General features: G+C 68.2%; 15 protein-coding genes and 2 pseudogenes. 12 read left to right on the top strand and 5 right to left on the bottom strand.

Annotation, left to right across the window (positions count from 1 at the left end):
• Positions 1-11: 11 nt before the first annotated feature.
• The gene (locus tag BGP03_RS32920) at positions 12-5,954 is read right to left on the bottom strand and encodes a SpvB/TcaC N-terminal domain-containing protein (protein ID WP_299738670.1); all 5,943 of its coding nucleotides are present in this window, start codon (positions 5,952-5,954) and stop codon (positions 12-14) included.
• Positions 5,955-5,956: 2 nt separating this feature from the next.
• Positions 5,957-9,433 (bottom strand): hypothetical protein, encoded by a 3,477-nt coding sequence (locus tag BGP03_RS32915; RefSeq protein ID WP_299738666.1) that lies wholly within the window; start codon positions 9,431-9,433, stop codon positions 5,957-5,959.
• A 334-nt stretch (positions 9,434-9,767) separates the two neighbouring features.
• On the opposite strand from BGP03_RS32915, the gene BGP03_RS32910 reads away from it, so the two are divergent.
• The 10 genes and pseudogenes from BGP03_RS32910 (at position 9,768) to BGP03_RS32870 (ending at position 19,410) form a co-directional block, all read left to right on the top strand.
• On the top strand, positions 9,768-10,334 hold the full coding sequence (locus tag BGP03_RS32910) for a CoA transferase (protein WP_298795493.1): 567 nt from the start codon (positions 9,768-9,770) through the stop codon (positions 10,332-10,334).
• 136 nt (positions 10,335-10,470) lie between these two features.
• Entirely contained in the window at positions 10,471-11,253 is a 783-nt protein-coding gene (locus tag BGP03_RS32905; RefSeq protein ID WP_298795494.1) for an alpha/beta fold hydrolase, read from the top strand.
• Positions 11,240-12,289, top strand: a complete 1,050-nt coding sequence (locus BGP03_RS32900; protein ID WP_363094939.1) for a TauD/TfdA family dioxygenase — start codon at positions 11,240-11,242, stop codon at positions 12,287-12,289. Before BGP03_RS32905 ends, BGP03_RS32900 begins: the two co-directional genes overlap by 14 nt.
• Complete coding sequence (locus tag BGP03_RS32895; protein WP_298795496.1) at positions 12,286-13,593, top strand: MFS transporter; 1,308 nt, start codon at positions 12,286-12,288, stop codon at positions 13,591-13,593. Before BGP03_RS32900 ends, BGP03_RS32895 begins: the two co-directional genes overlap by 4 nt.
• A 584-nt stretch (positions 13,594-14,177) precedes the next feature.
• The gene (locus tag BGP03_RS32890) at positions 14,178-14,630 is read left to right on the top strand and encodes a GNAT family N-acetyltransferase (RefSeq protein ID WP_298795498.1); all 453 of its coding nucleotides are present in this window, start codon (positions 14,178-14,180) and stop codon (positions 14,628-14,630) included.
• Between the two features lie 722 nt (positions 14,631-15,352).
• A pseudogene (locus BGP03_RS36160) lies at positions 15,353-15,637 on the top strand (helix-turn-helix domain-containing protein); the annotation flags it as partial.
• Positions 15,638-15,729: 92 nt separating this feature from the next.
• A pseudogene (locus BGP03_RS32885) lies at positions 15,730-16,080 on the top strand (AfsR/SARP family transcriptional regulator); the annotation flags it as partial.
• A gap of 6 nt (positions 16,081-16,086) precedes the next feature.
• Positions 16,087-16,641 carry an ATP-binding protein gene (locus BGP03_RS32880; protein ID WP_298795517.1) on the top strand — a complete coding sequence of 185 codons (555 nt, stop codon included), beginning with the start codon at positions 16,087-16,089 and terminating at the stop codon, positions 16,639-16,641.
• Positions 16,635-18,632, top strand: coding sequence for a hypothetical protein (locus BGP03_RS32875; RefSeq protein WP_298795500.1), 1,998 nt, complete (start codon positions 16,635-16,637; stop codon positions 18,630-18,632). Before BGP03_RS32880 ends, BGP03_RS32875 begins: the two co-directional genes overlap by 7 nt.
• A 97-nt stretch (positions 18,633-18,729) precedes the next feature.
• On the top strand, positions 18,730-19,410 hold the full coding sequence (locus BGP03_RS32870) for a hemerythrin domain-containing protein (protein ID WP_298795502.1): 681 nt from the start codon (positions 18,730-18,732) through the stop codon (positions 19,408-19,410).
• A 30-nt stretch (positions 19,411-19,440) separates the two neighbouring features.
• Here BGP03_RS32870 and BGP03_RS32865 read toward each other — a convergent pair whose 3' ends face one another.
• On the bottom strand, positions 19,441-19,845 hold the full coding sequence (locus BGP03_RS32865) for a hypothetical protein (RefSeq protein WP_298795503.1): 405 nt from the start codon (positions 19,843-19,845) through the stop codon (positions 19,441-19,443).
• Positions 19,846-20,589: 744 nt separating this feature from the next.
• Here BGP03_RS32865 and BGP03_RS32860 point away from each other — a divergent pair.
• A complete protein-coding gene (locus BGP03_RS32860) occupies positions 20,590-21,210 on the top strand; it encodes a GntR family transcriptional regulator (protein ID WP_363094935.1) in 621 nt (206 codons plus the stop codon).
• 283 nt (positions 21,211-21,493) lie between these two features.
• Here BGP03_RS32860 and BGP03_RS32855 read toward each other — a convergent pair whose 3' ends face one another.
• Together BGP03_RS32855 and BGP03_RS32850 are read right to left on the bottom strand one after the other, a co-directional pair.
• A complete protein-coding gene (locus tag BGP03_RS32855; protein ID WP_298795507.1) occupies positions 21,494-21,931 on the bottom strand; it encodes a PPOX class F420-dependent oxidoreductase in 438 nt (145 codons plus the stop codon).
• Between the two features lie 96 nt (positions 21,932-22,027).
• Positions 22,028-23,032 carry an FkbO/Hyg5 family chorismatase gene (locus BGP03_RS32850; protein ID WP_298795510.1) on the bottom strand — a complete coding sequence of 335 codons (1,005 nt, stop codon included), beginning with the start codon at positions 23,030-23,032 and terminating at the stop codon, positions 22,028-22,030.
• A gap of 704 nt (positions 23,033-23,736) precedes the next feature.
• On the opposite strand from BGP03_RS32850, the gene BGP03_RS32845 reads away from it, so the two are divergent.
• The coding region (locus BGP03_RS32845; protein WP_299738657.1) for an AMP-binding protein at positions 23,737-25,896 on the top strand (2,160 nt) is incomplete at its 3' end.

Genomic DNA, 25,896 nt, shown 5'->3' with positions numbered 1-25,896 from the left:
CCTATGAGGTCTCAGGACCACGCCAGGGACGAGTTGATGCCGGAGGGTGGCCAGTTGCTGTCGTTGTTGTACGCCCAGTATTCGAACGGATTGTCGTAGTATGCCGCGGTTTCGAGCAGGCTTCCGTAGCTTTGGTCGGTGTTGAAGAGCCAGTAGCCACTCGCGGCAAGGAAGCCGCCGACCGCCCACGCGACATAGGTCACCTGGAAGATCGGGCCGAAGAACCGCTGCTGCCAGATGTGCAGCTCCTCGTGCTGGGCGATGAAGCTGGTGTTGACACTGCCCGTCCCGAGACCAGCGTTGCTGATGACGTTGCCCTGGGTGAAGGCGAAGTCGGACTTCAACGCGAAGCCGCCCTCATAGACGTGGCGGTTCTGCCTACGGCTGAGATCGTCGCGGTATTTCGAATCCGAGTAGAAGATGTTGATGACGTGGACGACGTTGCCCAGACTCGTTCCGAGCAGACTCCACGTCGAGTCGGACAGGAACGAGAACCAACCGCTCGCGCTCGTCCAGTCGTAGATGCCGTGCATTCCGCTCACGAGCCCGTTGAAGCCGCCCATCGAGGCGCCGATGACGGCGCCGACGGGACCGCCGACGAGCATCCCGGTGTTCCAGCCGAGCCAGGCGCCTGCGGCGGTCGTCAAGCCGGTCTCCAGCGCCGTGAGCAGGCTTCCCCAACCCTGTCCGTTGGCCAGGCCGTAGATCAGCCCGGAAACGAAGCCGACGACGAAGCCGACGGCGGCCACGATCAGGTCGTCGATGCCGAACCACAGGCCGGTGGGGTCCCGGAAGACCAGCGGATTGTCGACGGCATACGCGTAGAGGTTGAGGCTCGTGGGGATGCGCGCGGCGCGGTCCGGGTTCTCCAGCACGAACCAGTCGGGCGTCAGGAAGCGGCCGAGCGCGGGGGCGTAGTGGCGGGCACCGAGGTGTAGGAGGCCCGTCTCTGAGTCCCGGGTGCGGCCCAGGTAGCGATCGAGGTCCACGGAAGGGTCGAGAGCCGAGCCGAACGGCTCGTAGCGCTGGTCGTGGACGGTGGCTCCGGCGGCGTCCGTGGCGTGCAGGAGCGTGCCGTGATGGTCGCTGAAGTAGTAGAGCGGCGCGGGGGGTGCGGCAGGTGCCACGCGCACGCTGGCGACGAGCCGCTTGCCGAGGAACACGTTGCGGATCCCATGTGTCTCGTGCTGCTCGAACAGCCCCGTGGCGTAGCGGACGCGCGTCGTCGCACCACCCGTGGTGACCTCCTTGACGATGCGGCGGTTCTGCATGTCGTAGGCGAACCGGAGCTCTGTGCCATCGACCCGGACGACCCGGACGAGCCGGTCCAGCGGGTCGTACTCGATCGTCGCGAGGTCGCCCAGCGCGGTTGTACGGCCTGCTGCGTCGTAGCCGGGAACCTGCGGCGCAGCGCCTGCCGCGCTGGTGATCCGGGTGAGGCGTCCTGGCCGCGCGGGGTCGGTGTAGTCGAGTGCCAGGCCCGACCCCTCGCCGAGTTCGAGCAGGTTGCCCTCGCCGTCGTAGCGGTAGGCACCGCTGCGCAGCACGGCCCCCTCGGCGTCGTCGGCGCGGACCTCCTGACTGGTCAGGCGGTGGAGCCCGTCGTACCCGAAGATCTGGTGCTCGGTGCTTCCCGGCCGCTCGTCGACCAGCCCCACGATGTTGCCGACGTCGTCGTGGCCGTAGCGCACGCGCCGCAGCACGGTCCCGTCCGCGCCGGTCGCCGCGATCTCGGTCAGCCGGCGGGACACCGTGTCCCGCGCGTACCGCGCCCGCACGCCGTTGTCGAACCGCCAGTCGGTGATCGACCCGTCGGCGTCGTACGCGACCTCGGTCAGCACGCCGTCGATCGTGCTGACGCTGCCGCTGTCGTCGAGGGTCGTCGTCATGCGGTGTCCGTCCGGGTAGACGACGGCCGTCGGGGTCCCCTGCAGGTCGTACTCGCGCCGGGTGACAAGCGTGCCGCCCGCCGCGGTGACCTCGTCGCGCACGATCAGGCCCGCCCGGTTGTAGCTGTAGCGGAACGCGTTGCCCGCATCGCGGACGAGCGCGATGCGGCCCTGGAGGTTGCGTCCAGCGGAGGCCCCGTCCGGGTCCTCGTCGTAGATCAGCTCGCGGACGGTCGTGCGGGCGCCGCCCGCGGCGGCGTTGTGTTCGATCCGGGTCAGACGACCGAGCGCGTCGTAGGAGTAGAACAGCGCCGAGCCGTCCGGATCGACGCGCTCGACGAGGCGGTTGGCGGCGTCGTGGTAGTAGGTCCGGCCACCGACGTCGCGGTGCTCGATGCGAACGGGGTCGGCGACACCGGCGATGGTGTAGCGCGTGACCGGCATGCCCCCGCCGTCACGGATCGCGGAGATCCGCCCGTCGAGGGCCAGGTCGTAGACGGTCGACAGGGTTGTCGCGCCGTCGCGGCGCTCGTCGATCCGGACGAGCCGCTCGCGCGCGTCGAAGTGTTCGACGCGGACAGGGGCCTCGGCCGCCGTCGGTGCGCCCTCGAAGTGCTCGATCGTGAAGGTGTCCCGCACGACGCGCTGATGGACCGGCGCAGGCCCGATCGTCTCGCGGACGCGCCCCAGCGCGTCGTACCGGAACGCGATGCCGTCCGGCGTCGCGGGCCCGGCGGCGTCGAACGCGAGCGTGGACACGAGGCGCGGCGCGGCCGTGCTCGCGGTGAGCCCACGGGCGTTGAGCCGGACGTGGTTGGACCGGACGAAGCGGCGGGCGCCGCCGGGGTCGTCGGCCGCGCGTGTCACCTGCAGCGCCTCGCGGCCGCCACCGTCGAGGTAGACCCGTGCGACCGACACCCCCGTGAGCGCCTCGGAATCGGCGGCGACCAGCTCAGCACGCGTACTGCCCGCCGCGCGCGGCGCGTAGGAGGTGATCGAGGTCGGGACGGCGTCGACGTCGATCGCCCAGCACTTCACGAGCTGCTCGGTCCCGGTGTCGTCGTCCTCGTAGGCCGCGACGAGCCTGCCGAGCGGGTCGTGCTCGTAGCGGAGGCGACGCCCATCCGGGGCCTGTACCCGCGCAGGCTCGCCCGCGTGCGGGGCGAACTCGAGCGTCGTCTCCGCGCCGTTCGCGTCCACGCTCCGCACGGGATGGACGCCGTCGGCGTCGAAGTCGACGCTCGCCACGTTGCCGGTCGGGTCGCGGTAGGCGACGACGTTGCCCCGCGTGTCCCGCCCGTGGGCGATCGTCGTCGCATAGTAGCCGCGCAGGTCGCCCGCGCCGGTCAACGCCAGGCCGAGCCCAGCGAAGTCGCGGGCGCCGACGTAGCCCGCGGGCAGCTTGGCCTCCAGCAGTCGGAGCTCGCTCACCCGGGTGAGCAGCCCGTGCGTCGCGTCGCCCTCGGCGAGCCCGGCGAAAGCCGGGCCGTCATAGTGGTGGATCTTCACCGCGAACGGCACGCCGGTCCCGTCGCGCAGCTCCATCCGCACGGGCAGCTTGACGAGCCAGTCGGTCTCGTTCGCGACGTAGGTGAACCGTTCCTCCGAGCGGATCGCCGCTGCGGGCACGGCGCCTCCTGCCGCGCTCTCCCGCAGGCGGCGACCCACGTTGCCGAAGGCGTCGTAGTCGGCGAGCGTCGTGCGCTCGATGCGGGCGGGCTCGCCGCTCGGGCTCTCCTCGGTGGTCTCCACCGAGGAGAGCAGCACGAGATGGACCGCGGCGTCGTGCTGCGGCCGGGCCTCCCACGCCTGAACGGAGCGCCGCCTGCGTACGAAGGTGCCCTCGACGCGTTCGAGCTGGCGGGTCTCGAGCAGTGCGCCCGCGAGCGCCCGCTGCCGGTCGCGCTCGCCGCGGTCGGGGTGCTCGGGGTCGCCCTGGAAGAAGCGGACCTCCTGCCGCGTGGCGGGCACGGAGTCGTCTCCGGCGACGTCGACCGTCACCTCGGTGAACCCGCGGAACTCCCGGCGCGGCCCGTCGTAAACGCCGTCGTGATACCGGATGACCACCTCGGCCTGGTGCCCGGTCGTGGCGTCGGACTCGCGGATCGTCTGGACCACGCCGACGACGAACGGCAGCAGGCCCGGCCAGGGGCGGCCCTCGTCCTCGTCGGCCCGGCGCATGGCCGTCGTCGTCGAGTAGGTGAGCTCGGTCGTCCCGCCCAGACCGTTGTCGATCGTCGTCATCATGTAGGGGTTGTGGCCTCCCGCGAAGCGCAGGAAGCGGTAGCCCGCGCTGTACTCGCGCCTGCCGGGTGCCGACCAGACGAAACCGGGCCTGCCGTCGCCGAAGAGATCTGCGGGGAGCACCCGGCCGCCGCCCATGCCGGTGGTGACGGGGATCGTCACTTCGTCCTCGAATCCGGCTCCGGAGCGGTTGAGCCAGATCCGGACGGCGTCGTCGTCGAGGTGCACGAGGTCGGCACAGCCGTCGCCGTCCAGGTCGACCAGGTGCAGCCGCTCGTGGCGGAACCCGGCCTGCAGCCGCGGCGCACCGGCCATCCGGACGCGGTCTCCCCACCGGCCGTTGCCCAGATACGGCCAGTAGCTGACGTCGCCGCTGCGCACCAGTACGAAGTCCTGGAGACCGTCGCCTGTCATGTCGGCCAGTCGGACGTCCGGGTTGTCCAGGCTGACGTCCGGGAATCGCTCGAGGTCGGTGAGGCGTTGGACCGCGACGGGATCCGCCCAGCCCGTCCGCGGCTCGTGGCGGTACAGCAGGAAGTGGTCCCGGCCGGTGTGGATGAGGTCGATCACCCCGTCGCCGTCGACGTCCATCAGCCGCGTGCGGGGGTCGGCGAGCAGGGTGGCAGGCGACTCGCGGAAGACGATCGGGTCGGGCGAGAACCCACCCCGGCCGTCGGCCTCGAACGCCACCGCGAGACGCTGGTTGACCGCGAAAAGGTCGGCCCGGCCGTTGGCGTTGAGGTCGGCGAAGGCGACGGTCTCGCGATCCAGCGCGATCGGCGAGGGCACGTCCCCCACGGCAACGGGCCCCTCGAAGCGCCCGTTCGCCGTGTTGCGCCATCGCAGGATCCGGCCGTTCGCGACGCGGAGAACGTCGGGGAGCCCGTCTCCGGTCAGGTCGACGAGCTGCGCCGTCGGGTCGTCGAGACTCGGCGGCGGCACCAGTGACTCCGGCTCGTGGATCTGCCAGCTGTCGAGGTCGGCGCTCCCGTAGGCGAAGGTGAGCTCGGGCATCGCGGCCACCTCGCCGTCCCGCTCGGCGACCTGGGCGATCCGCGTGAGCAGCGAGCTGCCGTTGTCGGCCTGCTCGTAGTGCAGGCGCCACGAGCGCATCAGTGTGGGCGCCTGCCGCGTGCAGTGCAGCTCGAGGCCGGCGGCCCGCAGGCCGGTGACGCGCAGGAAGCCCGCCCGTCCGTTGCGCAGCACGTCCGGGCGCGGTGTGTACCCGATACGCAGGGAGAAGATGCTGTAGCGGACCTCGTCGAGAAAGAGGCGGTCGCCGTCGCGGCGGTAGCCGTACGTGATGGCGTTGCCCGCCTGGTCGGACTCCTCGTCGACGTACCAGGCGAAGGGCTCCCCGCCACGGGCTTCCCGACTTGCCGGGCTCCGGCCGAGGAGCAGCGTGCGGCCCTCCCCGGTGCGCACCCGCCACCCGTCGCCTGCGCGCTCGACGTGCCACGAGCGGGTGTCCGCCTGCGGGCGGTACCGGCCTTCGCCGACCGGGACGAGGACCTCGGCGCCGCCGATCACGAACGTGTCGGCGTCGTCGTAGCGCGGAACGCCGCGGTCGCTCCGCCGCTCGATCCGCATGACGTCCAGCCGCCAGCCGAGGCCGAAGGGCCCGTTCCCCGAGCCGGTGGAGTAGCTCAGCGTCATCGCGGGCGCGAGGCCGTTCGGGCCCTTCGGCAGGTGGACCGGAACCGCGTAGCTGCCGCTTCCCCGGACCAGGTCGGGCTGGAAGCGGTCGCCCTGGGGCGCGACCGCGGATCCGCCGGACGGCAGTGCGACGAGCCCGGCGGCGACCCCCGACGCTTCGCGCATCGCTACACGACCTCTTCGACGACGTAGGCGAACCGGTACTCGAGACCGACCTGGAGGTTGTAGATGCGCTCCGGCCGCAACACGCCGTTGTCCGTGATCGCCGCACCGCCGAGGACGTCAACGGTCCAATCACCGAGCGGATCGATGCCGACCAGCCCGGCGAGGTCGGCGCCCTCGGTCGACACCACCCCGTCGGCGTCGGTCGTCACCACTCCGCCGGCCCCGTCCGGCCCGCTGATCCGCAGCTCGATGCCCTCCGCGGAGAACCCTGCCGCCGGTACGAGCCGGAACGACACGGTCTGCACCGCGAAGTCCTTCTGGTTGGGAGGCAGGCTGAACCGGTCGAGTGTGAACTGCATCGCGCCTGCCTGGTAGAAGGCGAACCAGGCGTCGGGAAAGTCGTAGCGCAGCCCGTAGGTGCGCACGCGCACCAACTCGTCGGGGCGGGGATCCGTAGTGAGCACCGAGGTGCGCAGGACGTTGTCGAAGCGGGCGGTGTAGTACACCGCGATCTGGACGTCGAAGATGCGCCGGAAGTCCACGGCGTTGCTGCGTTTGGGCAGGTGCATGACCCAGGTGCAGCCGACGCCGAAGCCCTGGAAAAGCCCGCGTACGCCCGTCTCGGCGCGGTAGAGAAAGCCGTCGTTGCGCACGACGAACTCCGACAGTGCCATCGTGTCGACCTCGTGCACGCGCTCGGCTGCGGTGCCGTCCTTGCGGCGAAAGCGCGTGACCCCACCCAGTGACAGAGTTCCGTTGAGCCCGCCCTCGGGCAGGATCCCGACGACCTGGACCTCGACCTCCTCGATCCGCTGGCCGTAGAAGCCGGGGTGCAGGCGGTCGAATTCGTAGAGGTCGGTCTCGAACGACAGGAGGCCGGTACGGCGGAACTTCTCGAACTGGGCGGGGAAGTCCTCGCTGACGGAGATGACGTCCTTGATGCGGCTGGCTTTACGCGTTTTCGTCGTGACGGCGTGATAGGTGAACGCGTCGATGTCGTCGAGCAGGCTGTCGCCACCGAGCAGGCGTACGTCCCGGCCGGGCTCAGGACTCGCCACACCATGTCCGTAGTCGTCCTTGATGATCTTGAGCGTGGTGTCGTTCTCGAAGTTGTAGGCCCGCTCCATCAGCTGTGCGATGCGGATCGCGCGGAAAAGGTACGAGCGCGAGATGTCGCGCACAACGTCGGCCATGCGCTGCCACGACTCGGGTGTGAAGAACTCGTCGTCGAACGCCTCGAGCGACGCCTTCGTCATCTCCGCGCGCTGCTTGGCGGCCTCGACCGCGATCTCCGCGGCGGCGGTGCGGCGCACCGCGCTGTCGACCTGGTCCTGGGCGATCGTGATCGCGCGGGCCAGCTCGACGATCGTGTCCTCCATCTTCTTCAGCTCGTACGCGCGGGACCTGCGACCGGCGCGCAGGATCTGCGCTGCTGCGAGCTTCGGGCCGGGCCCCTGGATGGTCTCGCCGCGGTCCAGCCGGTCGGCGAGCTCGCTGATCTCCGCATAGAGCGCGTCCTCGCCACCGCCCAGCGCCGCGGCGGCCGCTTGCGCCCAGATCTGCGTGGAGCTGGAGGCGGCGTAGGCGTCGTGCTGCGTCTGAGCCTGGTTGCGCCGCGTCACGGCGAGGGTGAGCGCGTTGCGCGCGGCGGACTCGTCCTCATGTGCCGAGGCGAGCGCCTCCTGGCGGGCCTGTACCTCGGCATCCGCCATCGCCGAGGCGGACTCGAGGTCGCGGCGGGTGGCCTCCTCACCTTCCTGGCGCGACGTGAAGTTCACGAACTCGCGCTCGGCCTGGACCGCCTCCTGCGCGAAGCCGCGCGCGATGCTCTGCAGGTACTCGAACGTGTGGATCGGGGAGAGGGCCAGTCCATAGAAGTCCAGCCCGTCCGCGATCTGCTGGAGGAACTGGTGCGCGGTCAGCACCGCCCACCCGATGTCCCAGTTGATCGTCGGCAGCGGGCGCGTCAGCAGGTTCACGATCAGGGTGCGCGCGTCGTCCGCAGGCGTCGTCAGCGCGGCGGTGTCGTACAGGAACGAGGCAGGCACTGTGCCCGCCGTCGTGATCAGCTTCGAGTACTGGTCGGCGGCGCCGGGCAGGTCCCCGCCCTTGTAGCGCGCGTGCCCCCAGCCGACCGCGTTGCGCGCGAGGCGTGTCCACAGCACGGGCCCTTCGAGCGCCTGGTTGAGGAAGGAGTAGCCCGCCGCCTGCAGGTAGTGGTCCTCGGCCTGCTGGAACAGCCCTTGAACGTGGTAGGCGTCGCCCAGCTTGACGAGGAGCGCGTAGGCGTACAGGTGGGTCAGGTGGGCCGTCGTGCTGCTCGGACCGTCGAGCTTGATGTGCAGGTCGGCGAAGCGCTCCTTGGTCACCCGCGCCTGGTAGATCCGGGCGACGAACTCGTCCGCGCTCGGGTCGGCGAACCCGCCGACCTCGAACCGGGTGAGGTCCTCGCCCAGCTGTACGCCCACCGTCCAGGGCTTACCGACCTGCTGGAGCTGAAGGTCGTCGTCGAGCACGAGCGCCGACCAACCGTCGGTGCGTCCCGGAATCCGCAAGGTGGCGATCGAGCCGTTCCTCTGCGCGATCGAGCCGAGCACGACGGGATCGCGGGACGCCTGCCCGCCTGCGAGGGTCGCTGCCACAGGCAGCGATGCCGGGGGCCCGGCCTCGGCCAGTTCGGTGGCAGCGCGGTCGAAGAGCTGCCCGGCGCCGTCGTTGTCGCCGAGCCGCCGGGTCGCGATCGCCGAGACGTGCAGCGCCTGCGCGCGGCCGACGGTGTCCTTGCTCTGTGTGAAGCGCCGGAGAGCGTTCTCGGAGTGAACCTTGGCCCGCTCCGCGTCGCGGAGCTGGAGTGCGACGCTGCCGAGGTTCAGCTCGAGCGCGCCGAGCAGGGCGGGGTCGACGGCCGCCCCGTCCGCCTCCACCGTCGCAAGGGCTTGTTGCATCACGGAAAACGCCTGGTCCGGCTTGTTCTCCCGCAACAGGGCGATCCCGTTGCTGCTGGCCTCCTGGATCCGGGCGTCCGCGGAGACCCGCTCCCGGTAGCCCGTGCGCGTGAAGATCGCCAGCTCACGGTCGATCGGCACGTCGGTGACGTGGGCGAGCGGCGGTTGCCTGTCCACCTGCTCGGGCCGGACGACGCCGAACATGGCGACCGACGCACCGATGAGGCTCCTTTCGATCTCCACGGAGGTCGGCAGGATCCGGTCGTGAGCGGCGAGCGCGTGGGAGATGACATCGAAACCGGGATAGAGGATGCCGTAGATGCGCGCCCGAGCCTCCTTATAGCGCTGCAGTGCCTCGACGTACTTCGACCGGCGGAACGCGTCGTCGCCCTGGCCGATCAGCAGCTCGATCTGCTGCAACCGCATCCGAGACGGCGCCTCGGGAGTGACAGCCACCAGCTCTGCTGTGATCGCCGTTAGGGGCCGAGCAGCCGGAAGAACGGCCGAGAACACTGACTCGTAGAGCTTCGCCATGGTTCGCCTCCGCCGGAGCCGCTGCGGTGCCCGAGGCCTGTGACGTGCGAGCGGCCGAAGCTGGTTTGCATCAAGAAGGTCGATGTCGTTCTTAAGAGCCGCTGTCGCGGGCTCTGATACACCGCGTGCGAACCGCACCCATCTCGACCGCGCCGGATCTCAGGTGTGACCCTCGTGAACGACGCCAAGTAGTCGTGGTTCGACGCGGTGACCACCGATGACTGCTGCTCGACGCCTTGCTCGCCGTGTGACGCTCTCGTCGTCCACAGCGAGCCTCGCCTACGCGCTGTCGTCGGGTATTGCCATGCGCTGACGACCGCGCAGGCACATCGTGATGAACGCATCGGAGGCTGTGCCACCCGCGCTCGACGGTGTTCGGGTGATCGACCTGACGACGACGTTCATGGGGCCCTACGCGACGATGCTGATGGCGTGGATGGGCGCCGATGTGGTCAAGGTCGAGGCGCCCAACGGGGATGTCGTGCGGCACATCGGTCGTGGTCGTCACCCTGGGATGGGCCCGATCTTCCTCAGCGTCAACCATGGCAAGCGCAGCATCGCGCTCGACCTCAAGCGGCCCGAGGCCCGGGACGCGCTGCACCGTCTGCTCGAGGGTGCCGACGTCTTCGTCACCAACCTGCGGCCGGCCGCCCTCGCGGGCCTCGGCCTGATCACGGACGAGTTACTGGCTGCCCATCCGCGGCTGGTCTACGCATCTCTGCCCGGGTTTCGGCGGTGGTGGCCCGTACCGGGAGCGACACCTACGCAGGGTTGGAAGATGAGATACAGCAGACGCTGTGACACGGCGGCGATCATGCCTGACCGCTGGCACCGCTGGTCAGCGTCAGGTGCAATGTTTTGGAACCCCACAGTTAGCGGGCACTCTCGTATGGAGCAATAGTCAAGACCTGTGGATGAAGATCTTTAGGCGGCTTCCGGTTGGTGGTTGTCGTCGGGTCGTTCCACGAGCTTCCCGTTGACGAACGTCGCGCCGGCGCGGACGAGTGCGACGGTGGAGCCACGTCGTCCCGATCCGCGTGACGAGGGACAGCCGACCCAGCTTCTGGGTCCACGCGGCGGGCGGCAACGTGCTGTCGTACGCGGTGATGGTGCGAGAGCTGAGCCCGGGTATCGACATCTACGGGATCCAGGCACGGGGTTTGGAGGACGGTCAGGAAGTGCTCACGGACCTCGTGCAGATGGCCACTTGCTATGTGGAGGCGGTCCGTGAGGTACAGCCTGACGGTCCGTACACGCTCGTCGGCTGGTCCTTCGGGGGTATGGTGGCTGTGGAGATGGCCGCACAATTCCGGGCTTCGGGTGACGAAGTTTCCGAGCTGGTCCTGATTGACACCGGCACCCGGGACGCGGCACCCGGCCAGATGGACCTGACGGATCCCGGCTTCCTTGCCGGTCTCGCCCAGTTCCTGGCCCAGAGTGTCGCGCACCAGCTCGGACCGGCAATCTTCGCTGCACTGCCGGCTGAGGCGCGGGTCGCCCACTTCATCCAGACCGCTGTGGAAGCCGGGGCCCTGCCACCGACGTTCACCGAGGACGAGTTGTCGCGAATCCTCACGGTCTACGCCGGCTGCAATGATGCCTACCGGGCCTACGAGCCCGCCGTTCTAGCTGTGCGCACGACGCTGATTCGGGCCGAGCAGAATACTGACCCCGACCCCAGGCTCGGGTGGGCCCCGCCCGAGGGCGGCGAGCTTCGTGTCATCGATGCCCCGGGTACTCACGTAACGGTGATGCACGAGGCACACGTACGCGCCTACGCCCGGCAGCTGTCCGACGTTCTCGCTCGTGCTACTTCCTGACTTCGATCTCGTCGTCCCAACTCCGACAGGAAGCCCTTTGACTCTCGAGCCCACAGACCTGCTGACAAGCTCAGCGCTTCCCGCGGTGGTCCACGCAACTTCGGGAACCAGCCTCGCCACTGTGGCGGCCGAGCACGGTGCCGAGCTCGACAACGTGCTCGCTGAGCGGGGCGCGGTGCTGTTCCGTGGCTTCGGGGTGGACCACCCACAGGCCATGGCGGATGCCGCTGAGGCGTTTTGCGACACCTTGTTTGATAAGAACGGCGAGCACGACCATGACCCGGTTGCACGCAACGTTTACACCCCGGTCGCCTACAGCAACACCGCTACGTTGATGTGGCACAACGAGACCACCTTCAACGAGAGGTGGCCCCGTAAGGTCCTGTTCGGTTGCGGGCTCCCAGCCGAGACCGGGGGGCAGACCCCGTTGGTCGACGGCCGGAAGGTCTTCGCGGAGCTCGATCCGCAGCTTCGGGACAAGTTCGTCAGACACGGCGTCGCCTACCTGCGTGCCTACGGGACCGGCGTCGGCCTGCACTGGTCGAAGGTCTTCCGCACCGAGGACCGAAACGAGGTCGAGCGCAGGTGTGTCGCCGACGGGTTCGAGGTCGAGTGGCTGATCGGTGGTGGGCTCCGGACGCGTTGCGTGCGTCCAGCGGCAGTCGTCCACCCAGTGACCGGAGAAAGCTGCTGGGTGACTCAGTTCCAGCACTGGCACCCGGCATGTCTCGATCCCGAAACCCGGGAGTCGATGCTGATGATGTTCGACGAGGAGCAGCTGCCACGCAACGCGACGTTCGGTGATGGAACGCGGATCTCCGTCGAGGAGGTCGCGCACGTCCTCGAGGTGTACGGGCGGCACGAGGTCGTCTTCGACTGGGAGCAGGGCGACCTACTCGTCGTCGATAACCTGGTGGCTGCGCACGGCCGCAAGCCGTTCACCGGCCCCCGGAACCTGCTTGTCTCTCTCGGTGACATGAGCGGCTTCGACGACGTCGCTGCAGTCGTCGCACCGGACCAGATGGCCTCTCAGTGACCGAGGACGACCGGCCCCGCGTGAGCGGTCGAGCACGGTGGGGCATACCCCAGGGCCAGTACGCGCGGCGCTACGCGCTCGCTGCCCTCGTGAACTCGCTGGGCAGCGGAATGTTCTACCCGTTCATGCTGCTCTTCTTCACCGAGCGGCTCGGCTTGCCACTGGTGAGTGCCGGCGCGGTGCTCACGTTCGCTGCGCTGGTGAGCGCCGCGTGTGTGTCGTTCACCAGCCGCGCCCTCGACAGGTTTGGCGCCCGCAACGTGATCATCGTCTTGGCGATCACCCGGGCCCTGCTGTTCCCGGTCTACCTGGCCATCAACAACGTCTGGTTGTTCGCCCTTGTGGCGACCGCGGTGGCAATCGCAGACCGCACCGACATGGTCGCAGGTCAGGTGATCGTCAGTGAGCTGGCGGAAGAGAAGGAGCGGCCCGCCTGGTTCGCCCTGTCTCGCATGACACTGAATGCAGGCCTCGGGGCCGGTGCGCTCCTGGGCGGCGCTCTGCTCGCCCTGACCGGTCAGTACGCACTAATCGTGGTCGCCAACGCCGTCAGCTTCCTGCTCGTGGCGTTGTTGTACCTGCCCATTCCGTCGCGTCGTCGGCAGAGCCGTCCCGGCTCGGCCGAGCAGGGCGCGGACGGGCCATCCATGGCGATCTGGAGGGACCGTCTGATGGTCTGCTTCGCAACCGTCAACGGATTGTGGATCCTTGCCGGCCTCGCCATCGAGATCGGACTACCGGTGTACTTGGTGGTCACATTGGGGCTGCCGGAGTGGACGATCAGCCTGGTCTTCCTCGTCAACACGCTGCTGGTGACCCTTCTTCAGTTGCCCGTCTCGGCCCGGGTGGCCCGGCATCCTGCCGTCAGGATGTTTGGGTACGGGCTGGTGGCCTATGCCATCACGTTCGCCATGCTCGCGCTGTCGCCCGGACTGGACGGTGCGGGCGCCGTCGTGTTCGTTGTGGTCGCCGTCTGCGTCTTCACTGCCGGCGAGATGATCACCTCAGTGACGGGGATGGTAGTCGTCACCGAGCTCGCTCCGCCGCACCGGCTCGGCGGGTACGTGGGGCTTCAGCACACGTTCCTCGGAGTGGGGAGCGCAATGGCGCCGTTGGTGTACAGCGCCGGACTCGCCTGGTCCCCGCAGGGACTTTGGTCGCTGCTCGCGGTGCTGATGGCGGTCCTGGCTGCCGCCTCCATCTTGATGCGCAGCCACATGGCTGCCCGCGCGTCGGCGAGCGGGCCCGTCGTTGCGGCGACTCCCGGAAACCTCAACCCGCCCGACCCAATGGCGCGCGGCTGACGGCGAGGCAGACCTGGACCGACGAAGCGCAGTAGGTAGGTAGGTCGTCGTCGGGGTGTGGCACCGTCGGTGCGCTCGACATCGACGGCGACGCCAACGAGTGGCTTCTCGGCCCACCGCCGCCGCAACTGTGCCCGCAGCTGATCGTCAGGTCGGGCAGGAGCAATAGTTGAACGCGAGGGAGGGGCAGCTGTGATCGACCCCGCCGCAGTCGGGACTGGCCCGGGGTAGCTCGACTCGCTCGACGGACACGCCGAGCACGCGGCCAGGCGACCTCAGGGGCGAGAGCGCGAGCTGTGAGCAACCCGACCGGTCGTGCTGCTGTCGCAGGCGCGCGTACCCGCTGGGGTCCGGGCAGGGAGAGCGACGACAACAGTCCGGAGCCGTCGAGGATTGCTCCTGATGGCCACCTCGACAAGGGGTGACTGACCGGACCTGTACCCCGCGGCCTCACGGCGATCCTGTCCGCCTCCTAGACTCTCCCGGCGCCACAACCTGCACGGCGTTCCGACGCCTACCGGATCCGCACCGCGACCGTCGACGACGCGGTTGCGGTTATTGCGGTAATCCTCGATGCAGGGTCCATGTTCCGCGACGCCGATATGGCGGAAGTGTCGGACAACCCGCCGCCCGCGGTGGAGGACGTGGAGGCCCAGATCCAGGCCGGCCACATCTGGGTGGCGGCGGGCGACGATCGTCTCGTTGGCTGCATCGTGGTTCGGGTCGTGGACGGGGACGCCCACATCGATCAGGTCTCCACTGTCCGGTCCCACCAGGGGCGAGGGGTGGGCAGGCGGCTAGTCGAGACGGCTGAGGACTGGGCGCGGGCGGAGGGATACGCGAGGGTCACGCTCACCACGTTCACCGACGTCTCCTGGAACGCGCCGTACTACCGGCGGCTCGGTTATCGCGCGCTCGAGGTGGACGAGCTCGGCGTGGAGTTGGCCGCGGCGCGTGCCGAAGAAGCCGCGTTCGGCCTCGACGCGTGGGGCCGGTGCGCTATGGCCCATGACCTCACGGGTGGTCCGGACCGCTGACGCAGAGCCGCAAACGCAGGCGCGAACCTCGATTAGCGCTGAGGCGGCTCCAGCATCGGCCATGTGCCTACCGACCAGCACCGCTGTCGGCGCCCGTACCTGATCAGTACCGTCGCCGTAGTGGGACGCCCTTTTGCGTCGAGGTCAAGTGGTCGCACTTCGAACGTGCGCTCAACATTGACTGGACAAGGTGGAGCGAACCTGGAGCACGGACCTGGCGTGAACCGGCGTGAGCTGCACTGAACGGCGTCGAACTGCACCGGCGTGACGTGCGCAGAGTCTGTTTCCGCAGTTCAGCGTCGTTGCCGGGCCGGGCTGGGGACAAGGAGTCAATCTGACACTGTGGACAGTGATCAACGCTCTGACCAGCACAGATGTAGTGATAATCGTGGGTACGCTGCGTGACCCCTTGACGAGTCGTCAGGCCCGGGCGGACTTGACTACTCGTCAGGTCCGCCAGTCGGAATCGATCCCAGTTCATCCGACAGACCTCAGTCGATCGGCGCGACCTCTGGTTCGTGATCAGTAGGGACACAGGCGGGTGGGCGAGGACTGGGCCGTCTGGTGCGATGGGGCAACGACCTACGGCCGTCGTAGCCGTTCTCATGGAGGGTAGGCACCGGGCGTTGCCGGTGAAACGGTGTGCAGGTGGTCGGCGACCTCCTCAGTGCGATGTGTGAGGAGAGCGGCGTCCGTGGCGACTTGCCCGATGGTGAGTCGAGATGAGTGCGGCCGCCTCGTTGTTGGTACTCGGCCCGTTGCGGGCCGAGGTCGGCGGCGCCGCAGTGGATCTCGGTGGACGTCTGCAACGGGCTGTTCTGGCTCGGCTGGCGGTGGCGGACGGGCAGGTGGTGTCCACCGATCGGCTGATCGACGATCTGTGGCATGGCGAGCCGCCGCCGCGGGCCCTGGGCGCTCTGCAGGTGCACGTCTCGCACCTGCGGCGCGCGCTGGAACCTGACAGGCCCAGGCGCGCGCCGGCGACGGTGTTGGTCAGCGTGCCACCGGGTTATGCGCTGTCGTTGCCGGCCGAGGCACTGGACAGCCGCAGCTTTCGCATGTTGCTCGACGCGGCGGTTGGGTACCACCGGAGGCGTCGGAGGCGTTGTTGGGGCGGGCGCTCGCGCTGTGGTCGGGCCCGGCGTTCGCGGAGTTCGCCGGTGAGGCGTGGGCAGTGCCAGAGGTGGCACGGCTGGAGGAACTGCGGCTCGTCGCGATGGAGCTGTTGGCGGGCGCGCGGCTTGCGCAGGGCCGAGCGTCCGCCGCGGTTCCGGATCTGGATCGGCTGCTGCACGACCACCCGTTGCGCGAGGGCGCCATAGCCCTGCTGGTGTCGGCGCTCTACCGATCCGGCCGACAGGCCGACGCCCTCGGGGTGTTGGCCAGGGCGCGGCGGCGGCTGGCCGACGAGCTCGGCGTGGACCCCGGGCCGCAGCTGCGCGCCCTCGAGCGCGACGTGTTGGATCAGGCGGAGCACATCCTCGCCCCCGTCGGGCTGCCCGCCGCGCCCCTCGCCGCTCCCGCGGCGCCGCCCGGCCTGCTCGGACGGACGCGGGAACTGGCGCGGCTGCAGGCTGTGGCCCGGCGTGCCATCCGTGGCGTTCAGCTGGTCCTCGTCTCCTGTGATGCGGGTGGTGGCAAGACCACGCTCCTGGACGTTTTCCGTGTCGCCCAGGCCGCGGCGGGCTGGACGACCGCGCTCGGGCGCTGTCCTGAGGCCGACGGCGCCCCGCCCGGATGGGCGTGGCGCGAGGTGGTCGAGGAGGTACTCGCCGCTCATCCGGCGGACCCTGCGCTGCTGGCCAGACTCGACAACTTTCGCACGGGGTCGGGGCCGAGCGCGCCGGAACAGACATTCTGGCTCGCCCGCGCCATGGTCGACCTGCTCACCGGCGCCGCCGTACGGGAGCGTCCCCTGCTGCTCGTGCTGGATGACCTGCACCGGGCCGATGGTCAGACGCTGCAACTGCTGCGGTCGGTGGTCGAGGGCACTGGGGGACACCGGTGCTGATCGTCGCCACCCTGCGGCCCGGCGAGGTCGGTCCCGACCTGGAGTCCGCGCTCGCCGCGCTGGCCGGGCCGATCGCCGACCGGGTCGACCTGGCCGGTCTTAGCGAGGACGACGTCCGCGCTCTGCTCGGCCGGCACGGTGTCCCCGAGCCGGCTCCGGCGACGGTGGCGCTCGTTTCTCGGCGCACCGGCGGCAACCCGCTGTTCGTGCGTGAACTCGCCCGGCTGATCGCTGTGGAGGGCGAGCAGACGGCCGCGCACGCGGTGCCCGCCGGTGTCCGTGACGTCCTGCGCCGCAGGCTCGGCCGGTTGCCCGCGCCGGCGCAGACGGTCCTGCGGTACGCCGTCGTGCTCGGGCGCGACATCGAGATCGAGCCGTTACTGCGGCTGGCGAGCGGCCTCGGCGGGGAGGAGGTTGTGCTCGGCGCGCTGGAGCTGGGCGTGCTCAACGGATTGTTGATCGAACCGGCGCCGGGTCGCGTCCGGTTCGCCCACGCCCTGGTCTGCGACACCCTCTACGACGAGATACCGCGGCTGCGTCGCACCCGGCTGCATGCCGCCGCGCTCGACGCACTGGCCGCCGTCCGTCCGGACGACCACGCCGTACTTGCCCACCACGCGCTCGCGGCCGGGACCGCCGTGCGCCCGGCGCGCGCGGTGGAGCACGGCGTCGCGGCGGCTCGGGCCGCCGACCGGTTCGGCGCGCACCGCGAGGCGGCCCGGCTGTGGGGCGCGGTGATCGATCTGGCCGGGTCGGCCGGCGTCGAGGCCGATCGCGAGATCGTCCTGCGGTGCGCGCACGTCTCCTCGCTCGCCCATGCCGGGGACGTCAGGGCGGCCGTAGCGGCCCGCCGGGAGGCAGTCACGCTTGCGGTCGGCACCGAGTGCCTGTTGCATGCCTTGACCAGCTACGACGCCCCGGTGACCTGGACGATTCGGCCGGACGCGCGCGTGGACGATGAGCTGGTGGGGCTGATCGAGGATGCGCTGCGCTGTATCCCGGCCGATGAGATCGCGCTGCGCTGCCGGCTTCTTGCTGCGTTGGTGTTCGAGCTGGAGAGCCACGACGACGCGCGGGTCCAGACGGCCAGCGCGGAGGCCATGGAGCTCTCGGCGGGACTTGACGACCCGATCCTGCGCTGCGCGGTTCTCACGGCGCGATCATTCGCGATCGTCGGCCCGGATTTCTGGGCCGAGCTGGCCGGGGTCGGCGCCGAGTTGTACGCGACGGCCGACGCTGCCGGTCATCCCGGATACCGCTCGCAGGGACACCACCTGCAGTTCATGGTCGCCCTCGCTCGGCACGACTTCGAGGAGGCGCAGCATCAGGTGGATGCCGCCGTGGCCGCGGCGCCGGGCGGGCAGCTAGAGTTCACCCTCGACTGGGCCGCGCTCTACGTGGCGCTGCGGGCGCTGGTCATGGGCGACTTGTCGCGCGCGGAGGAGGCTTACCTGGCCGCCGCCGATCGGCTGGTCTCGGCCGGGGCGAGCAACGGCGCCATGATGGGTTTCATGGGGCGCTTCGCGGTGCGCCACGCACAGGGCAGACTCGGCGAGCTCGCCGACGAGGTGGTGGCGCTGCTGCCCGGGATGCCCTCGGCCTACTCCGACCTCCCGGCTGCCGCGCTGGTGGCGGCCGGTCGGTACGACGAGGCGCGCGCGGTGTGGCAACCCGAGGTCGAACCACCCCGCACCTACTACTGGCTGCTGTGGATGGCTCTGCGCGCGCAGGTCGCCTCGGCGCTCGGCGAGCGTGATGTGGCGCAGCGCTGCTATAACATTCTCCTGCCCTGGGCGGGCACGTTCGCCGGGCTGTCCAGCGGCACCGTGACCCTCGGCCCGGTCGCCCACGTACTCGCCGACCTCGCCGGGATGCTCGGCCGACCAGGGGAGCGCGCCGCGCATCTACAGCAGGCCGCCGAGGTGGCCCGCGAGGTGGGGGCGCCGCACTGGTCTCGTCGTGCTGAGCAGGCGCTCGCCGGTCCAGGCTGATCGACACGCGACGCCACCGTCGCAGGACCAAGCCGCGAGCAAGTCGCCACCAAGAGCCACCCGGCATCGTGGGACCTCCCCGATGAGAGGACCTACCGTGTCCGGACCCCGACCTGATGTCCCCGACCTGCTGGGGATGACCCTCGGCCATCGCATGATGCGCGCCGACCTGCACCGGTTGACCGCCGTCGTCGAGGCGATCGCCGCCGGCCGGACAGACTGCCCGAACCGGCGTACGGCTGCGCTTGTGCGCTGGTGCCGCGATCTGTGCGACGAGATCCACCATCACCACGCCGCCGAGGACGAGATCGGCTGGCCGGTGATCGCCCAGTACGCGGGCGACAGTGTCGATCTCGCGGTACTCAGCGACGACCACAGCGCCCTGGACCCGATGCTCGACACCGTTCGGGTCGCGGCCACCACCTTTGCCCAAGCGCCTGAGGACCGTCGCCGCGACAGCGCGGTCGAGCTCGCCGCCGGACTGGCCCGCGTGCGCGATGAGCTCGACGAGCACATCGAGGCGGAGGAGGCTGCCATCTTCCCCGTCGTGGAGAAATACGTACCCGCCGCGGAGTGGGCGCGAACCGAGCAAGCCGCCCGCAAGAGCGGGCCCGGCGCCCGCTACGAGTTGACGTTCTCGTTGCCCCGAATCGTCAGCGTCGCCACACCTGAGGAGTACGCCCGACTCCGGCGCACGGCGGGGCCAGTTCTTACCCCGATTCTGGCGCTGGTGCGACCAAGCTTCAGGCGCCGCGAACGGCTCGTCTTCGGCTCATGACGCGCAGGGACGGTGATCGGCCCGTCGTGATCACTGCACATCGTGCCGCGCGGAGCGTCGGTCGGGCTTGGCAAGTTCGTCCCGGACCTGTGGACTCGGCTCGCCCGACACCATCCCGGCTTGCCGGCGCTGCAGCATTGGGACGGTGGGGCCGCCGAGCCCGCGGCGCGGGGCGGGCTTGTGCCAGGGCCCGTGCCAGGCTCGCTCGTGCCGCAGCGACGAGCCTCGTCGTGGCGTGACCTCGCACAGGCCGGTCCCCGCCGACCAAGGGCATCGCAGTTCGGTATGGAGGAGATCCAGCAGGATCGGGCGGCGCCCGCGGGTGACGTGCCCGCCGCCGTGCACGCGATCTTCGATCAGTACGAGCGGCGGGGGATCGGGGTGCTGAAGCTGCTGGGCCCAGGAATTGTTCGACGACAGCTTCCGCCCGAACATGTGACTTCGGACGTTGCATTTATCGGGAGCTGGTCGCGGAGGTGTTCGCCCCGCAGTTCGCGGCGTGACCGGAAGCTGTGCGCGAGGAACTCACCGATCTGCTGGTCGTCGCGACCGATGTATACACCTGGAAGCTCCTGCGCCGTGACCGCGGCCTGGATCGACCCACCGCGGAGGCACGGGTCCGGCACCTCATCGTCGCCGTTCTCGCCCACGGAGTGCCGTCAAGGGCCCACCGTTCGATTGACTGTTGCGTGTGGAGCAAATCTGGAGCACAGATCTGCGCTGAACCGGGGTGAACGGTCCTGAACTGCTTCGACCTGCACCACGATGACGTGCGCAGGGTCTGTTTCCGCAGGTCAGCGGACTCTTCGGGCCGGGCTGGGGGACAAGGAGTCAATCTGACACTGTGGACAGTGATCAACGTCCTGACCTGCATAGATGCTTCGAGAAGGATACGCTAACTCCGTGACCCCTTGACGAGTCATCAGGTCCGGCCGGACTTGCCCTGAAGTCAGGCCCGGTGGCAGGGACCCCTTGTCTACTCGTCAGGTCCGGCAAGCTTGTTCCATTCGGTGGTGGCGGCGTTGGCGCCTTGTTCACCCGTTCCGTGCTTGGCTGCCGCTCGACAGGCGCTGAACGCCTTCGACGGGGCGTGTCGGCTGCGACGGAGGGTCGTCGCGGTTCGATGGTGCAGTTGATCAAACCGCGGGTGGGCTGTTCCTACCTGCCCGCCGTAGCGTTGTGGCGGGTTCGGCGTCCCGGGAGTGGTGGTGGGTTGTGGGTGAGCCGGTCGTGGATCTGTTGTACCGACGGGTCGTGAACGGGATCCTGGCCGGGATCGAGGGCGGGCTGCACCCGCCGGGTTCGAGTCTGCCGTCGGAGAGCGTGCTCGCCGAGCAGTACGGGGTGTCGAGGGGCACGGTGCGGCAGGCGTTCGCGGCGTTGCGGGCCGAGGGCGTGGTGATGTCGCGGCAGGGGGCCCGCCGGGTGGTGGCCGGTGGCGTGCGCCGGCAGGGTTTCGCGGAACTGCGGAGCTTCACGTTGTGGGCCCGGTCGACGGGGGCGACGCCGTCCGGTCGGGTGGTCTCGTTGGAGCGCCGCCCCGGGACGGAACGGGAGTGCCACGAGCTCGCCGTGCCGCCGCGGTCGCCGGTGTGGTTCCTGCTGCGGGTGCGGCTGTTGGACGGGCGACCGGTGATGGTCGAACGCACCGCCTACCCCGACCGGATCGGCGCCGTGATCACCACCGCTGCCGCCGAGTCGGGATCTGCCGGCCTCGGAGTCGGTGTTCCGCTGCCCGGAGTGGGTCGCCTCACCGGGGGTTGTCGGGCAGGTCGTGGAGGTGCTGTGGACTTGGCATGACCAATGGGCCCGGCCATACGAGCGGTCGACGAGTCGAGCTCTACTGACCAGTTGTGAAGACCGCACGGGACGCCGAGTCATCGGCGACCACCGGGCCATCGTCACCGCAGTACCGCGTGCACACAAGATCAACACAAGTGATCAAGATCCACGCATAGACACGCTGAGTGGTAGCCCAGCAGCATGAGCCCGCTCAGGCAGAACCGTCACCGCTGTACGGATGACGACCAAGAAGAAAGGTGACATCCAGCTCGACTTGCCCCGGCGGGGCGAGGTTCGGTCGTCAATCTTGGTCGGCGGGCCCCGTCCATCCATACACATGGTCGAGTGGCAGTGTGAGGACGACCCGCTGGTCGGCTACTAGTGCGGCGCGGAATGCATCCCAGTCCGGATGCTCGCCGACGATGGCCCGGTAGAGGATGACAGTGGCCTCGACCGTCGCATCCTGTGGATCGGTTGCGGGTGGTGTGAGCGCCGCAATTCCTTCGCCTACCACATACACTTCCATGCCTGGACCAGTCACCATAAAGCTTGCGCGAGGGTCGCGGCGAAGGTTGCGAGACTTCGCACGCGATTCTGTGACCGAGACCTGAATTGTGCGTTTAGCAGCGTCAAATGCATAGGACACCACCGACATCTGCGGGCGGCCGTCCCGCTTCAATGTAACGAGGTTCCCATTTCCGTGCTCGCCGAACAATGCAAGCAGGCCTTCGTCGAGCACGGACCCGGCGGGCGGTAGGGCGGGGCCATTACCTTCTAGCACGACTTCTCCAATCATTATGACGCGACTGAGGCTGTGCGGCAAAGGTCAAGCAGGTCATGTCGGAGGGTGTCCAACATCGGTAGCGTCAAGTACTCCTTCGATCTCGAGCAGTAGGTCCGATCGGCAGATGTCAGCGTTGACCAGCCTTAGCTGCGTCCTGGGCACGAGGGCGTCGCGGAGCATCTCCCTCACTAGCGGCATGTCCTCCGACCGTCGAACGTACACCTTCATTAGCCTGAACTGATTGACGCAGAGAGGGTCGCCTGTGTCCGTCGAGATCGATTGCAGAAGGGTCTCGATGTTCTCCATCGTCGTGACGAACTGTCTGCGCAAGTCGCCGGGGTGAGCGGTCTCGTGCCCTACCACGCTGGCCGTGCCGGACAGGTATAGAATTCGGTGAGTGTTGTTCGGCGAATGCTGCACCATTGTTGCACGAGCGAAACTCGGAGATCGTGGACCGTACTGACTTGGATAGCGGTAGGCTGGAATCTGATGAGGATTTTCGAAGTGCGACGGGAATCCAGTCCTGGCGCTGAGGCAGTAGATGACGATTCCGCCGCTTAGCGAGCCGATTCCTGTGGCCGCTGGTAGGCGAGTGGTCCATTGGCCTTGCATAGTGGATAGAGCTTCCGCTCGACCGTGGCAGAAGTCGCGGTAGATCTCAAGGCCACTAGAATTGCGATCATTTATGCCGGAAACGTAATTCCAAATCCTGAATATGTTCGGATAGTTCAAATTGTGGACGAGTGTTAGGGTGCTCTCATATGCCGCTCGAACCGAATCTCGATATGTGGCCGACTCTGGAACTCGGCATGCGCAAAAAAGAGTCTCCCCATCCATTGCATAGTATATGTCGCCGTCTCGGTCAGATTGAACGGGCGCCGACGTGGTCCAGACTTCCTGGAATTCTTCGTCGGTGCGCGCTGTCGAGTGAACAGTGACGACTGGGAATCCACTAGTGATCGACGGATCACTTGAACTGGTGCCGTACCTGACGACCCCGAGTATGTTCTCGTGCTTGTCAGCCTTCGCATCAATTGAGCATCTGAGATTAGTCATATCTCCTGCTCAACTTGTTCAATGACGCGTAATTGCACTACTTCGAGAACCATCGACAACTCCATTCGTCGCTAATACAACGGGCTGGGATCGTGTCGAGTAATCGGCGGTTACTCCTTCCCGCAAAGGACACTATGGCCTGTCAGTAGCGCCTGTGTCTTGTTATGCTCGACACACTGCGCCGAGCTCCGCGCTGTGATGCCCGGGGTTGGAGCGCCCTGCTTGTGAAGGCAACGAAACGAGTACGTGTCGCAAGCGTACCTGCCGCTCGGCTCGCATGACCCCTGCCTCGTCCTTCGCCTCGTAGACCGACATGGCCGCACTGATGCACCTTCCATCGTTCGAGATCTGGGTGTAGCGTCGATCACGACCACATCACTGTCGGGGCGGGTGGGGGCTTGATGGCCTGTGTTGTTTCGCGTTCGTTACAGAGCCGTGACGCATGTACTATTTGTCAGGCTAGTCACATTCTAGAGGTCCTGCGGGACAGGGCACTCTCGCTGGGCAATCGGTCGACTTAAACGCTGCTGCGATCTTGGGCCTTATTACGGCGCCAACGTCTGCCGCTATCGCCGTGTTGTCCAGATTCGGTTCGAACCACCTTTCCGCTTTCCTGTGCGTGCCATGGAGCCGGCGGTCCGCATCGTCGTGCGCAATTCGTCACGATTGCCGCTCGAATCGCCAGGCCCGAGAAGGAGTACCCGTTGCGGTCAGATCTCATCCAGCCCCTGCACGTTCTCGTTGCCCGGCACGCGACTGATCGCGGCGACGACGTCGCGTACTCCGACATCAACATCAAGGTGACGTGGGCGCAGCTGTGGGAGCGGTCGGGGCGGCTCGCTGGACACATGGCTGCGCTGGGTGTCCAGCGAGGTGATCGGGTGGTGATAGGCCTGCCCGAGCAGGTAACGACCATCGAGGTCTGGCTGGCGGTTCACCGCGTGTCTGCGATCGCGGTACCGGTTGATCCCCGCAGCACTACAGTCGAGTTGGGCCACATCGTGCATGACAGCGGCGCCTCCTGTGTGGTGGTCACGGGCGAGATGGCTGAGCGGCACGCCGGCTCGGCGGCCTTGCAAGGCCTGCTGCTCGTTGTCGGCCAGGTGACCGGAGCGGACAGCCCACATCTGCACGACGTTGACGTGTTCCTAGAGCAAGAGTCCGAGGTCGGTCCACGCGACGACCTGGGTCTGGACGACCCGGCTTTCATGATCTACACATCGGGTACATCAGGTCGGCCCAAGGGGGTCGTCTCGACGCAGCGCAGCTGCCTGTGGTCAGTGGCCGCGTGTTATGCGGCAGTCCTCGGGCTGGACACTGCGGACGTCGTGGTGTGGCCGCTTCCGCTGCAACACAGCTGGTCGCACGTGTTCTGCATCGTCGGCGTGATGGCGACTGGTGCGCAGTGCAGGCTCGTGCCTGGGATGGCGCCGGATGACGTCATCGCCGAGGTCGTCGAACACGGCGCCACTGTGATCGCCGGAGTGCCCACTCTATACAGCCGGATGCTAACGAGACTGCGCGAGCGCCCACAGGCAATGCCCTCGCTACGAATGTGCGTGATGGCCGGTGCGATTGGTCCCTCGACGCTCGGCGACGCCATCGCCGACGTAGTCGGATGCAAGCTCGTCAATCTCTACGCCAGTACGGAGACCAACGGTTCCATCGCGACCGAGCGACCCGGCGGGCCACGCGTGCCGGGCTCATGTGGGCAGCCAGTCCCCGGTGTGACGACGCGGATCGTCGAGCCCAGCTCGGGCCGGGACGTCGAGCCGGGCGAGGAGGGTGAGGTCTGGGTGTCGGGGCCCAATCTCATGCTCGGTTACCACGGTCTTCCGGACGCCACCGATCGCGTCTTGAGAGACGGCTTTTACCACACGGGCGACTTGGCGCGTCAGGACGAACAGGGCTTCCTGCACGTCAGTGGGCGACGCGACGATCTGATAATCCGGGGCGGGGACAACATTCATCCCGTCGAGGTGGAGAACGTGCTGCGGTCGGTGCCGGGGGTTGCAGACGCGGCCGTGGTAGGTCGTAGGGACGACGATCTCGGTCAAGTCCCCGTCGCGTTTCTAGTACCCGCTGATGCGCCCCAGCTCGACCTGGATGTGGTCGTCGAGGTGTGTCGGCGAGAGCTCGGCGCGGGGAAGGTGCCTGTGGCGTTCCGCGTCACCACTGACCTACCGCGCACGGCGTCCGGCAAGGTTCTGAGGCGCCACCTTGATCCTGCTCTGCCGACGCCGCCAGCCACAACCGGAGCCTCTTCCGGATGGGCCGCGGACGTGGTGCCACTTGCGGAGGAGAATCGATATGCCGATGAGCTCGACGAACGTGCACTTGCCGAGCTCGTCGAGCGGACCGTGGGCAACGTGCTCGGAGTGTCCCCGTCCCCGGCGATGGGCGCGGGCGTGTCCTTCCGTGATCGGGGCATCGACTCTCTGGGTGCTGTGCGGATCCGCGATGCTCTCGCCGTCGCTATCGGGTTGAGGCTGCCGGCCGGGATTGTCTTCGACCACCCCACACCGCAGCGTATGGCCATATATTTGCGAAAGCGGATGCGACAGCGAGGCATGCGCGACAACGTTGTGCAGACCCGGTCCGCGGGATCATCGAGTGAGCCGATCGCGATCGTCGGGATGGCGTGCCGTTATCCCGGCGGGATCGGTTGTCCGGAGGACCTATGGCAGGTGGCGCGTGCTGGTCGTGACGTGCTGGCTGGCTTTCCCTCCGACCGGGGCTGGACAGTCCCTCCCGACCTGCCGGCCCGCGGTGGGTTCCTGCACGATGTGGCCGGGTTCGACGCAGCGTTCTTCGGGATCAGTCCGCGGGAGGCTGTGGCGATGGATCCGCAGCAGCGCCTGTTG

Source organism: Pseudonocardia sp. 73-21 (genome assembly GCF_001899645.1).
Taxonomy (GTDB): domain Bacteria; phylum Actinomycetota; class Actinomycetes; order Mycobacteriales; family Pseudonocardiaceae; genus Pseudonocardia.
Note: the sequence above shows the minus strand (reverse complement) of the source record. Positions and strands in the feature narration are given on the sequence as shown.